Raw genomic sequence first — 13,168 nt, 5'->3', positions numbered from 1 at the left:
GCCCGCTCTACGACCGCTTGAGCGCGAACCCGGCCGCGAGCGCGAACAGCGGCGCCCACAAGAACCACGGCCCGCCCGTCGAGACGGCCAGCGTCCCGGCGACCAGGCTCGCGCCCGAGAGCAGCGCCATCCGCAGGCCGGCCAGCGGCGACGCCTGCGGGTTGCGGACGCGCGTCTCCAAAAAGCGGATGCCCTCGGCCAGCAGCGTCGGGCTCTTGACGATGAGGTCGACCAGCTCGGGCGCCCCGCGGAAGCTCTCCTTCAAGAGCGCGACCGGGTTGAACTGGCTCATGAACAGCTTATTGACGTGGGTCCGGCTCACCTCGGCCACGTCGAACCCGGGCAGCAACGTCTGGCCGACGCCCTCGAACGTCACCAGGGCCTTCGTCATGAGGACCAGCTCGACCGGGAAGTACATCCGGTACTGGCCCGCCAGCCCGACCGACTCCATGATGAGCTGGCCCACGTTGACCTCGCCGTGCCGCTGGGCCCGGTAGAACCGCCGGCACAGCTCGGCGACGGCCCGCTGGAACCCGCGCGGGTCCGCCTTCTTGCCGGCCTCCGAGACCGACGCGAGGTAGCGCGCCGCGTTCTCGGCGTCGCCCGTGACGAGGGAGAAGTAGTAGTAGAGCAGCGTCCGCCGGAGGTCGCCGTCGAAGTAGCCGACCATGCCGAGGTCGATGAACCCGACCTTGGGGCGGACCTCGCCCTCGGCGTCGGGCTCGGTGTCGAGCACGAACATGTTGCCGGGGTGGAGGTCGGCGTGGAAGAAGCCGTCCTGGTACAGCATCCGGATGATCGAGAGCGCGCCCAGGTCCACCAGCCGCTCCCGAGCCTCCAGCGGCAGCGCCGTGCTCTCGGGCGTGTCCGGGCGGATGCCTCGGAACCGCTCCATGGTCAGGACCAGGCGGCTCGAGTACTCGCGGTAGATCCTGGGGAACCGGATGTCCGGCTGGTCGGCGAAGTTGATCGCCATCTGCTCCGCGTTGTCCGCCTCGCGACGGAGGTCGACCTCCTTGAGCGTGTACTCGGCGAACTCGTCGAGCACCTTTTTGGGCTGGTACCGCGAGAAGAACACCTGGAGGAACGACCCGAAAAAGCCCAGCAGCCGCGCGTCCCGTTTTAAGACCACGTAGATGTGCGGCTTGACCACCTTCAAGATCACGTCGTCGCCGCCGACCGTCGTCGCCGCGTGGATCTGGCCGATCGACGCGCTCCCCAGCGGCTTCGGGTCGATGTGAGCGAACATCTCGTCGACGGGGCGGCCGAGCCCTTTCGCGACGCGGTCGAGGTACTCGGGGAACGGCATCACCGGGAGCCGGTCCAGCAAGTTTTTCAGCTCCTCCGTGATGAACGGCGGCAGCAGGTCCTCGCGGAGCGCCAGCACCTGGCCGAGCTTGATGTAGGTCGGGCCGAGCAGCTCGAGCCGCCGCCGGAGTTGCTTCTCGATGGGCAGGTCGCGGAGGCTCCGCATGACGAGCGGGCGGACGAAGAAGGCCGCCAGCCGGATCAGGAAGAGCGGGAACCCCTTGACGAACGCGAACTGCTCGCGGTCGCGCGCTACGGCGACGGCGCTCCCGTAGACCAGGCCCGTCGCGTGGCGGAGCGTCGTGAAGTAGCGCCGCACCAGCGTCGGCGGCTCGCCGACGTCCATGACCTCGAACCCGGCCTGGCGGGCGACCTCCGTCCCGTCGTCGAGCGCGGGCACGTCGGTCGTCCCCGCCCGCTGGCGGAGCCGGGCGAGCCGGCGGAGGTCCGCGGCCACGGCCCGCTCGGTCTCGGCGGGGGGCGTCGGCGCGAGCGGGTCCGTGGGGTCGGCGCGGACCGGGCCGGGGCCGGCCTCGCCGTGGACCGTCGCCGTCGCGTTGTCGCCGCCGGGGCCGGGCGGGCGGGCGTCGCCGTCGCGGTCCGCTTGGCGCTCGGCTGCTGTGACCGACGGCTCGTCGCGGACCGTGTCGGCCGCCCCGTCGCCCTCGGGGGCTCCGGCCGGCCCTGCCGCGTCCGGGGCGTGGGACTCGGGCGTGATCTCCGAGACCGGCACGGGCTCTGGGTCGCGGGGAAGGCGGTCGGGAGGGGGCATGGGGAGAGGTTACGCGAGTCGCGCGGGTTCCGCAGGTCCGGCGGGTCCGCACAGCGCGAGGGAGTGATTCGTCCCGCGAACTCGCGTAACTCGCGAGACCCGCTGAACCCGCTCGACCTCTACCGATTCCGGCCGAACTTCTCGTGGCTCGACACCCAGTCGTTCGACGAGATCGCCGACGCGAGCGAGACCTCGCCCGCCAGCACGACGCCGGCCACGATCTCGGCCAGCTTCATCACGCCGTCCTTGCCGTAGCACCCCAACATCTCCAAGCACTCGCGCTGGGTCGCCAGGCTCGTGCCCCCGCCGTAGGTGGCCACGATGAGCGACGGGATCGTGATCGAGAGGTAGAGGTCGTCGTCGTCGGTGTGCTCGGCGTAGAGGATGGCCGCCGACGACTCGGACACGTTCGCCACGTCCTGGCCCGTCGCGATGAACATGGCCGTGATCCCGTTCGGGCTGTGGAGCCCGTTGTTGTTGGCGCCCGAGAGCACGCTCCCGATCCCGGCCGCGACGCCCCAGTGGTACGCCAGCCCCTTCGGCTCGACCCGCATCACCTCGCGCAACACGTCGCCCGAGATCTTGCACTCGGCCGTGACCCGCTTGCCGCGCGTCTTCATGATGTTGACCATCGACGCCTTCTTGTCGGTCGCGAAGTTGGACTCGAGATAAAACCGCCGGATCGTGTCGTTCGTCTCCAGGATCCACGAGCACGCCGCGAAGGTGGCCCGCCCGACCATGTTCTGGCCCGCCGCGTCGCCCGTCGAGAAGTTGAAGCGGCTGAACGCGAAGTGGTTCGACAAGTAGGTGTCGATGTTCTTCAGCTTGCCGACCGAGGTCGTGGCTTCGGCTTGGGCCGCGATCTCGTCGAAGTTCTCGTCCAGCCAGTCCTTGAAGTCGCGGGCGCCCCGGGCGTCCTCGAAGATGAAGACGGGCGCCCGCTGCATCGCGTCGTCCGAGATCGTGCACTTCACGCCTCCGGACAGGTTGAGCACCTTCATCCCCCGGTTGTAGCTCGCGACGAGCGTCCCCTCGGCCGTCGCGAGCGGGATGAGGAACTCGCCTTGGGCGTGCTCGCCGTTGACCTGGAGCGGGCCGGCCACGCCGATCGGCACCTGGGCCACGCCGATGAACGACTCGACGTTGCCGGCGGCGATGTGGGGGTCGAACGAGTACTGGGTCACGTGCTCCATCGGGGTCCCGGTGTACTCCTGGACGAACCGCTGGCGCTCCCGGATGGCGCCCTCGGCGTAGTCGTCCTGGCGGTCCCTGGGGACCGTCACGCGGTCGGGCCGCTCGGCGGCGACGGAGTCCTTGACCTTGAACGACAGGTCGCCCATCCCCTCGATGGCGAACTGGAGCTGGAGCTTGTGGACGCCCTCGCCGGCCTCGACCCCGGGCACGTGGACGGTCACCACGCGCCGGAGCGGGAAGTCGACCGGGTTCGACGACGAGACCTCGGAGGCGCGGACCGTCCCGCCCCCGTCGAGCGTCAGCGTGAGGTCGTCGGCCGAGACCTCGGTGCCGTCGACCGTGACGCTCTTGAGCGCCGTCAGGCGGGCGTCGGTCAGCCGGTTCTTGAGCGAGAACGAGACGCCGTCGCCGGTCGGGGTCAGGCTCCCGTTCGTGTACAGCTGGCGGAGGACGAGCGAGGGGATCTTCATCGGGGCGGGGGAGGGAGGACCGTGAAGCTAGCGCGAACCGCTTCCGGCCGCGCGAGCGCCGGGGTGGCTGGCGCCGCCGAAAGCATGGAGAGACCCGCTTCGCGGGGAGAGCGCTGCTGACGCCGCCGAGCGCGCGGAGAGACCCGCTCCCCGGGGAGAGCGACGAGAGCGGGGCCCCGTTTAGGCTTGCCGTCCGTCGCGACCGCCGCCACCTTCCGTGCTCTCCGTGCTCTCCGTGCTCTCCGTGCTCTCCGTGCTCTCCGTGCTCTCCGTGCTCTCCGTGCTCTCCGCCCCCCCCCTACACCTCCCGCCACATCACGTAGTGCGGCCCGATGCCCGGGATGTCGAACTCCGGCCCGACGGCCGTCATCCCCAGCCGCTCGTAGAACGGGACGGCCACCAAGCGAGCGTTGCACCACAGGAACCGGCCGCCCCCGTCGCGGACGACGGCGAACGACTCCTCCAGCACCGACCGGCCGAGCCCGGTCCCGCGCGCCGCGTCCGACGTCGCCATCCCCCGCAGGCGCCAGCTCGCGCCGTCGCCATAGGCCGCCGCGGGGATCTCGTCCCGGTTCGCGTGCGGCGGCGGCTCGGCGTAGACCGTCGCCACGCCCTCGGGCACCTCGCGCCCCTCGCGGAAGGCGGCGACGTGGACGGCGACGGTCTCGTCCTGGTCGTAGGTCGCCAGCCGGTCGGTCCAGCCCGGGCGCAGGATCTCGGTCCGCAGCGGGCGGACGACGGCGGCGGGGACGCGGCGGACGGTGGGCATCGAGAGGCGGGCATCGGGCGGGGCCCCAAAAGCTAGCCGACGACAAACCGCGCCGGGCCGCGCTCGTCCGACCCCGATGGACCTGTTCGACCCGCCCCGAGACCCCGCCGCCGAGACGGACGCGCTCCGCGCCAAGGCGCTCGCCATCCACGACCGGCTGTGCCACGCCTACGGCTGCCCCGTCCCGTTCTTCTCCGACAAGGACCCGCTGAGCGAGCTCGTCTCGGCGCTCTTGTCGCACCGCACGAAAAACGCCGACAGCGCCCGCGCCTACCACCGGCTCCGCGAGCGCTTCCCGACATGGGAAGAGGTGAGGGACGCGCCGACGGCCGAGGTCGAGGACGCGCTCGCGCCGTGCACCTGGCCCGAGCAGAAGGCGCCGCGCGTCCAGGCCGTCCTGCGCGCGATCACCGACGCGCCCGAGACCGACGGGCTGGGGCTCGACGCCCTCGCCGACTGGCCCGCCGACCGCGCCCGCCGGTGGCTCCAGGCGTTCAAGGGCGTCGGGCCGAAGACGAGCGCGGCCGTGCTCCTGTTCAGCCGGCTCCGGATCCCCGCGCTGCCCGTCGACAGCCACCACCACCGCGTGGCCCAGCGGTTGGGGCTGATCCCCAAGAGCCTGGCCGTCGGCCCGTCGCACGACGCGCTCGCGGCGCTGATCCCGGCCGATTGGGACGCCCAGCAGGTCTACGACCACCACGAGGCGCTGATGCTCCACGGCCAGAAGTGCTGCTTCTGGCGCCGGCCCGACTGCCCCCGCTGCCCGGTCGTCGACCTGTGCGTGTGGCCGGGGAAGGAGGACCGGCTCCGGGGTGGGACCCGTTCAGGCGACTGACGCCCGCTCCAGGACCACCGTCGGAGGTTGTCCCCATCCCCGAGGTCGTCCGTGGGGGCGACTCGGCGAGTCGCCCCTGATGGCACTCAGTACGGCGGGTTGAGCGTCTCCGGGTCGGCCGGGGCGTTCTGGAGCTCCCAGTCCTCGAACCGAGCCAAGTCGTCGCGGATCGCCTTCATCACGTAGGCCACCACGACGGCGTCGTCCAAGAACCCGGTGCCCAGGATGAAGTCCGGGATCAGGTCGGCCGGCATCACGAAGTACAAGAGGCCGGCGACGACCAGCACCACGCTCTTCCACGGCAGGTGCCGGTACTCGCCGCGGGCGATGGCGCTCGCGAGCCGGGTCAGTCGCGGCATGTCGGCGCGGAGCGAGCCGATGCGGCTGCGGTCCTCGCGGAGCTGGGTCTGGGCCCGGCGGATGACGGCGCGGAGCCGGCTCGGGTTGGCGGCGAGGTCCTCGGCGTCGTCGTGGACGAGGCGGAGCCCGCGGCGGGCGGTAGAGCGGTCGGGCTTGGACACGGCGGTCGGGGGGAGAGAGTGGGCAACGTACGGTCCACCCTCAACGGGGGTTCGGCCGTCTCCGTGCCCGCGCGAGCCAGCTACCTTTGGGCCGTCCTTCGACCGACCGATGCCCCGCCTCTCGCTCCTCGCCCTCGTCTGCTGCGCCCTCGCCGTCCCGGTCGGGGCGCAGAACGTCGACCCCGTCGTCCCGCTCCCCGCCAACGCCGTCGCCCCGACGCCCGCGGCTGCGCGCCTCGACGCGGGCCAGCGCCAGCGGCTCGCCGACCGCTCGCCCGTCGCCGAGGTGGGGTTCCGGTCGGTCGGCCCGACGGTGATGAGCGGGCGCGTGACGGCCGTCGTCGGGAAGCCCGGCGACCCGTCCACGTTCGTCGTGGCCTACGCCTCGGGCGGCCTGTGGACGACCTCGAACGGCGGCGCCAGCTTTACCCCCGTCTTCGACCACCAACCGACGATCACCATCGGCGACGTGGCCGTCGACTGGCGCGACCCCGAGGGCGACGGGCCGACGCTGTGGGTCGGGACCGGCGAGTCGAACTCGTCGCGGTCGTCGTACGCCGGCACGGGCGTCTACCGGAGCACCGACGGCGGGGCGACCTGGGCCCACCTCGGGCTGGCGGAGACGCACCACATCGGGAGCGTCGTCCTCGACCCGGCCGACCCCGACGTGGCCGTGCTCGCCGCCGTCGGCCACCTGTACTCGCCGAACCCCGAGCGCGGCGTCTACCGGACGACCGACGGCGGGGCCACGTGGACGCGCGTCCTCTTCGTCGACGACGACACCGGCGCCATCGACCTGGTCCGCGACCCGTCCTCGGGCCGGCTCTACGCGAGCACCTGGACGCGGGGCCGCCGCGCGTGGGACTTCCGCGAGGGCGGCCCGGGCTCGGCCGTCTGGGCGAGCGACGACGGCGGCGCGACCTGGACGCGGCTCACCGTCGAGGGCTCCGGCTTCCCGACCGGCGCCGATGTCGGGCGGATCGGCGTCGACGTCCACCCGAGCGGCGTCGTGTTCGCCGTCGTCGACAACCAGGCGCGGCGGCCCGAGGAGGACGACCCGGACGCGCCGGCCGTCACGCGCGACGTCCTGCGGACGATCTCGCGCGAGGCGTTCCTCGAGCTGGCCGAGGACGACCTCAACGCGTTCCTCGACGCCAACAACGTCCCCTACAGCTACACCGCCGAGTCGATCCTGGAAGACGTCCGCGACGGCCGGACCTCGCCGGCCGACCTGGTGGCCTTCCTCGAAGACGCCAACGCCCAGCTTTTCGACACGCCCGTCGTCGGGGCCGAGGTCTACCGCTCCGACGACCGCGGCCGGACCTGGACGCGGACGCACGACGGCCCGCTCGACGACCTGTTCTACTCGTACGGCTACTACTTCGGCGTCGTCCGCGTGGACCCCCACGACGCCGACCGGCTGTTCGTGCTCGGCGTCCCCCTCGTCGGCTCCGTCGACGGCGGAGCCACGTGGCAGCGCGCCGACGCCCCGCACGTCCACGTGGACCACCACGACCTGTGGCACGACCCCGAGCGGCGCGGGTTCATGGTCTCGGGCAACGACGGCGGCCTCAACCTGACGTACGACGGCGGCGCGACGTGGACCAAGCTCAACCGGCCGGCCGTCGGCCAGTTCTACACCGTCCAGGTCGACGACGCCACGCCGTACAACGTCTACGGCGGGTTGCAGGACAACGGCGTCTGGGTCGGCCCGAGCGACTACGACCCGTCGCCCGGGTGGCGGGCCGAGGGCGACTACCCGTACCGCCGGCTCCTGGGCGGCGACGGGATGCAGGTCCAAGTCGACGACCGCGACGGGACGGTCTACACCGGCTTCCAGTTCGGCAACTACTTCCGCACGCACCGGAGCGGCGACGCCGACGCCGACCGGATCGTGCCGCAGCACGAGCTCGGCGAGCGGCCGTTCCGCTTTAACTGGCAGACGCCGATCTGGCTCAGCCGCCACCTCCCGGACGTCTTGTACCTCGGCTCGAACAAGGTCCACCGTTCGTTCGACCGAGGCGAGACGTGGGAGGCCCTCTCGGACGACCTCACCGACGGCGGCACGCCGGGCGACGTCCCCTTCGGCACCCTCACCTCGCTCCACGAGTCGCCGCTTGAGTTCGGCCTGCTCGCCGCCGGCACCGACGACGGCCACGTCTGGGTGACCGAGGACGGCGGGCGGACGTGGCAAAACCGCTCGGCCGGCCTGCCCGTCGACCTCTGGGTCTCGCGCGTCGAGCTCTCGGGCCACGAGCGCGGGCGCTTGCTCGTCGCGCTCAACGGCTACCGCTGGGACCACTTCGCCAGCTACGTCTTCCGGTCGGACGACCTCGGGCGAACGTGGACCCGGATCGGGCTCGACTTGCCGGCCGAGCCGGTCAACGTGGCCCGGGAAGACCCGCACCACGCCGACCTCGTCTACGTCGGGACCGACGGCGGGCTCTACGTCTCGCTCGACGGGGGCGCGACGTTCTCGGCGTTCCACGGCCAGCGTGCCGCGCCGCCCGAGCCCGGCGGCCCCTTCGACGGCGCCGACGACGGGGCGTCGAGCCGCGTCCTGCCCAACGTCCCCGTCCACGACCTCGTCGTTCAGGCGCGCGAGCGCGACCTCGTCGTCGGCACGCACGGCCGGTCGCTGTGGATCGCCGACATCGACCTCGTCAGCCGACTCACGCCGGAGGTGACGGGCCGGGCCCTCTGGGTCTTCCCGCCCGACACCACGACGCACCGCGAGGGCTGGGGCACGCGCGGCTACACCTGGGCCGACCCGCCCGAGCCGTCGCTCGAGATCGGCTACTGGACGACGGCGACGGGCACGGCCCGCGTCCGCGTGCTCGACGCCGACGGCGAGCCCGTCCGCACGTGGGACGACGCGGCCGAGCCCGGCCTCAACCTGCTCACCTACGACCTCCGCGCCGACCGCGCGCTGGCCGACGGCGACGAGGCGGGCGAGGACACGGGCGCGTTCTACCTCGTCCCCGGCGCGTACACCGTCGAGGTCCGCGTCGGCGGGCAGACGGCGACGGCGCCCTTGGTGGTCGAGGCCGGGCCGGAGCCGCGGAGCCGGGCCCGCAAGAAGATGCCGTAGCCGAGACAAACGGGCCGTAGGCCGTCCGGGCCTCTAGCGTGATGCCAAATTGCTCGTGGGCCGACCCCCCGCTCCCCTCCCGGTCGCTGAGCCTGTCCTGAGCGGAGCCGAAGGGCTCCCAGGTCGAGGAGCTGTCCCCCTTGAAGGGCAGGGCTGCTACGTTCTTTCTTCGGCTCCTCAAATACAACGAGTCATCCCCGCGCAGGCGGGGATCCATACGGTCCTGCTCGTTGGCTGGGCCCCGCATGGGTCCCCGCCTTCGCGGGGATGACTCTTGTTGTTACGTGCTCGATCTGTGGGCCCGATTAGAACGTAGCGACCCTGCCCTTGACGGGGGACCGTCCGCGCGTCCATCGAGCGGAGCGAGGGGCGGACGGACGGGGGGTCGGGCCCGCGACCAAACGGTCACGACACTATTGCCAGGTCGGAACGGCGCGGAGCGTCGGGCGCCGCGGCCGGAGGTCGAGCGGGGACGAGCGAGGCGCCTGCGGCGATGGCTCGGCGGGCGTAGGAGGCGTCCGACAAGGGCGGTCGTGCGAGGCCGACGCGGGTCTGGGAGGACGGCCGGTGTCGGGGAGACGGGGGATGATGGAGGTTGTGTGCAGGCCCAAGGCCACTCCCATCTCCACCCCCGTCTCCCATGTCTCATTGCTTCCCCACCGCCCAGCCCGGCCACCGGCTCCGCGGTCTCGTCGTCGTTCTCTCCCTCTTCTTCGCGCTCCCGGCCTTTGGCCAGGGCGGAGCCCTGTTGGGCCCGTCGCTCCAAGACGTCCTCGCCGTCGCCAGCCCGCTGACGCCCGTCGAGGTGGTCGTGACGTTTGACCAGGAGGGCCCGCTCACGGTCGCCCAGCGGACGGCCCTCACGGCGGTCGGCGTCCGGGGCCTGTTCTTCGAGAGCCTGCCCATCGCCGGCGCGCTCGCCACGCCGGCCCAGGTGGCCCAGATCGCGGCGCTCCCCGGCGTCGCGTCGGTCTGGCTCAACGAGGAGCTCGAGTACTCGAACGACGACGCGCGCCAGCTCACCGGCGTCGACCGGCTCCGCGTCGACCCGACGCTCCGGACGAGCGCCGGGCTCCCGTTCTCGGGCCAGGGCGTCGCCGTCGTCGTCAACGACTCCGGCATCGACGCGACGCACGCCGACCTCCCGTACGGGACGAAGGTGTTGGAGAACGTCCAGGCCGTGACCAACCTGAACGCCTTCAGCACGCTGCTCCCGATCACCTACCTCGAAGGCACGCCCAACACGGACACGAACTCGGGCCACGGGACGCACTGCGCCGGGACCGTCGCCGGGCTCGGCGTCCGGAGCGCCGGGCTCTACGAGGGCGTCGCGCCGGGCGCGAGCCTGATCGGCTACGGATCGGGCGGCGGCCTGTTCATCCTGGACGGGCTCGGCGGGTTCGACTACGCCATCACCCACCAGTTCTCGTTCGAGGACCCGATCCGCGTCATCACCAACTCGTGGGGGTCCGACGGCGAGTTCGCGCCCGAGAGCCCGATCGTGCAGGCGTCGTACCGGGCGTTCCAGCGCGGGATCGTCGTCCTGTTCGCGGCCTCGAACAGCGGCCCGGGCGAGGACACCCACAACATCTACGCGCAGGCCCCCTGGGTCCTGTCGGTCGGCGCCGGCGACCGGCTCGGCGCGCTCGCCGACTTCTCGAGCCGCGGCCGGAAGGGCGAGACCTACGACTTCCAGACGTACGACGGCCAGACCTGGACCTACACGAACGACGTGACGATTGTGGCCCCGGGCGTCGACATCGTCTCGACGCGGTCGATCTCGAACGGGACGGCGAACGGCGGCGAGGCCGACGCCGAGCGGATCGCGCCGGCCCACCTCCCGTTCTACACCATGATCTCGGGCACGTCGATGGCGACGCCCCACGTGGCCGGCATCGTCGCGCTCCTGCTGGAGGCCGACCCGACGCTCGACCCGATCGAGGTCAAGGCGCTCCTCCAGCGGACGGCGACGAACATGCCGGGCCGGGAGGCCTGGGAGGTCGGCACGGGCTACGTCAACGCGCACGGGGCCGTCGCGGCGGCGCTCGGCCAGCCGGTCGGCGCGCGCGCGCTCGTCAACGAGTACGCCACGTTCAACTCCCGCGCGCTCCTGTCGGAGGGCGCCTCGTTCCCGGTCTCCGTCTTCTTCTCGCCCGTCGGCGAGCCCGAGACGGTGACGTTCGAGGTCGGCCCGGACGTGACGCTCGTGAAGGCCCGCGCGACGGTCCCCGAGAACACGGTCGCCATCGTCTTGACCGACCCCGCCGGCAACCGCTACGGCTCGGGCATCACGCTGCCCGTCCTGGGCGAGATCGCCGCCGTCTCGGCGCCCGGCATGGCCGGCACGTGGACGTTCTCGGTGAGCGGGATCGGCAGCATCTCGGGCGTCCCGACCGACCCGCTCGGCGTGACGAACGGGACGGCGCTGCCGGGCCAGATCGACGCGACCGTCTCGCTCGTCGAGACCGCCGGGTTCCTCGGCTTGGACGACGTGGGCGACCACCCGGCCCGGGGCTTTATCGAGACGGCCGTCGTCGAGCGGCTGGCCGACGGCGTGAACCGGCGGTGGTTCCGGCCCGACGTCCGCCTGCGGCGCGGCGACCTCGCCCGCTACCTCGTGATGGGGACGGGCGTCCGCCAGGCCGCGCCGGTCGACGTCCCGGCGTTCCCGGCCGTCGGCGGCGCGCTCCAGCCGTTCGTCGAGGCCGTCACGGCCGAGGGCGCCGCGCTCAAGGACCGCGAGGGGTTCGCGCCGGGCCTGATGGCGCTCGTGAACGGCGAGGCCGCGACGGACCGCGGCGTCCAGCACCAGGAGCTGGCGTACTCGCTCGTCGGCGCGCTCGGCCTCCACGACATCGCCAGCGGGTACGACGGCGACGTCTACGCCACGTTCATGGGCCAGCGCGTGCTCGTGGAGGACACCGACGCCATCGACCCGGCGTACCGGGGCTACGTCCAGCTCGCGCTCGACGCCGGCCTGGTGCAGGCCCAGTTCGCCGTCGCCAACACGCCGGCCGGGCCGGTCGTCACGGCGACGTTCGGGCCCCAGGAGTGGGTCTCGCGCGGCGAGTACACGGCCGCCGCCGTCCGCCTGTTCGCGGTCTACGACGCCGTGGACCCGTCGGCCGTCTCGGTCGGCGGCGGCACGTCGGCCGCGTTCGCGTCCGTCCCGGCCGCCTCGGCCACGGCCGACGAGTGGTCGCTGGAGGCCAACGCGCCGAACCCGTTCGGCGGGCAGACGCGGATCGCGTTCTCGCTTGCGGAGGCCGGCCCGGCCCGGCTCGCCGTCTACGACGTGCTCGGCCGCGAGGTCGCCGTGCTCGCCGAGGGCCCGATGCCGGAGGGCCGCCACGAGGTCTCGGTCGAGGCCGCATCGCTGGCGGCGGGGACCTACGTCTATCGGCTCGCCGCCGGTGGCCAGTCGTTCACTCGGCAGATGACCGTCGCGCGCTGACGCCCGCCCGACGATCTCCCCGCGCGGGGCGTGGCCTTCGGGTCGCGCCCCGCGCGGCGTTCGGGGCACCCCGTCGGGGCCGCTCCGCTACCGCCCGGTCGCCTTGTCGAACGCCTCGGCCAGCCGCCGGCCGGCGTCCTCGTCGAACTGCTCGAGCATCGGCCGGTCGCCGCTCTTGGCCGTGTCGAACAGCGACGGCCCGCCGTCGGCCATCTCGATCACGACGCGGCCGTCTTCGTAGCGCACGTCGCGGACGTCGGCGAGCGGGACCGACACGGCCACCGCCAGGCCCTCGGCGACGGCGCCCGTCACGGCCCGGGCGATGGTCCCGCCGAGCCCGGTCTCGCCCTTCGTCTCGTCGGCCATCTCGCCCTCGATCTCGGCGCGCAGGCTCTCCGACAGGCGCGAGAACACAACCTCGTCGGTCACGCCCAGCTCGACGTGCCCGTCCCGCGTGGCGACCACCTGGACGACGTCGCCAGCGACTTCAGACGACACGGCCAGGTCGCCCAGGTCAAGGTCGATGTCGCCGGCCTCGCGAGTGGCTTCGCGCGTGGCGTCCTCGGCCACGTCGGCGGGGGCCACCTCGTCGGGGTCGGGCGAGCCGCAGGCGGCGAGGGTGAGGGCGAGGCCGGCAAAGAGAAGAGGGCGCATGGCCGGAAGGGGTCGAGGTTTGGGGTTCACGTGCTGGGGCCCGGAGCGCTGGGGCTCGCCTTCGCACGCGGCGGGCGGAGACTCGTACGGGTTGGAGCCG

8 protein-coding genes are annotated in these 13,168 nt (G+C 72.6%); 3 read left to right on the top strand and 5 right to left on the bottom strand.

Annotation, left to right across the window (positions count from 1 at the left end; all coding sequences use genetic code 11):
* Positions 1-7: 7 nt before the first annotated feature.
* The 3 genes from ACOOHE_RS11020 to ACOOHE_RS11010 form a co-directional block, all read right to left on the bottom strand.
* Complete coding sequence (locus ACOOHE_RS11020; protein ID WP_420454132.1) at positions 8-2,080, bottom strand: ABC1 kinase family protein; 2,073 nt, start codon at positions 2,078-2,080, stop codon at positions 8-10.
* Positions 2,081-2,199: 119 nt separating this feature from the next.
* Positions 2,200-3,744, bottom strand: a complete 1,545-nt coding sequence (locus ACOOHE_RS11015; protein WP_420454131.1) for a hydroxymethylglutaryl-CoA reductase — start codon at positions 3,742-3,744, stop codon at positions 2,200-2,202.
* Between the two features lie 298 nt (positions 3,745-4,042).
* Positions 4,043-4,513: a GNAT family N-acetyltransferase gene (locus ACOOHE_RS11010; protein WP_420454130.1), complete on the bottom strand. Its 471-nt coding sequence runs from the start codon at positions 4,511-4,513 to the stop codon at positions 4,043-4,045.
* 76 nt (positions 4,514-4,589) lie between these two features.
* Here ACOOHE_RS11010 and ACOOHE_RS11005 point away from each other — a divergent pair, with 76 nt between their 5' ends.
* Positions 4,590-5,348 (top strand): endonuclease III domain-containing protein, encoded by a 759-nt coding sequence (locus ACOOHE_RS11005; RefSeq protein WP_420454129.1) that lies wholly within the window; start codon positions 4,590-4,592, stop codon positions 5,346-5,348.
* 86 nt (positions 5,349-5,434) lie between these two features.
* Here the strand turns inward: ACOOHE_RS11005 and ACOOHE_RS11000 are convergent, their stop codons facing one another.
* Complete coding sequence (locus tag ACOOHE_RS11000; protein ID WP_420454128.1) at positions 5,435-5,869, bottom strand: YkvA family protein; 435 nt, start codon at positions 5,867-5,869, stop codon at positions 5,435-5,437.
* Between the two features lie 109 nt (positions 5,870-5,978).
* Between ACOOHE_RS11000 and ACOOHE_RS10995 the strand changes: the two genes are divergently transcribed.
* Positions 5,979-8,960 (top strand): WD40/YVTN/BNR-like repeat-containing protein, encoded by a 2,982-nt coding sequence (locus ACOOHE_RS10995; protein ID WP_420454127.1) that lies wholly within the window; start codon positions 5,979-5,981, stop codon positions 8,958-8,960.
* Between the two features lie 640 nt (positions 8,961-9,600).
* Positions 9,601-12,414 (top strand): S8 family serine peptidase, encoded by a 2,814-nt coding sequence (locus tag ACOOHE_RS10990; RefSeq protein WP_420454126.1) that lies wholly within the window; start codon positions 9,601-9,603, stop codon positions 12,412-12,414.
* Positions 12,415-12,501: 87 nt separating this feature from the next.
* Here the strand turns inward: ACOOHE_RS10990 and ACOOHE_RS10985 are convergent, their stop codons facing one another.
* Positions 12,502-13,068, bottom strand: a complete 567-nt coding sequence (locus ACOOHE_RS10985) for a hypothetical protein (protein WP_420454125.1) — start codon at positions 13,066-13,068, stop codon at positions 12,502-12,504.
* Between the last annotated feature and the right edge of the window lie 100 nt (positions 13,069-13,168).

This window comes from Rubrivirga sp. (assembly GCF_965213695.1).
GTDB lineage: Bacteria > Bacteroidota > Rhodothermia > Rhodothermales > Rubricoccaceae > Rubrivirga.
Note: the sequence above shows the minus strand (reverse complement) of the source record. Positions and strands in the feature narration are given on the sequence as shown.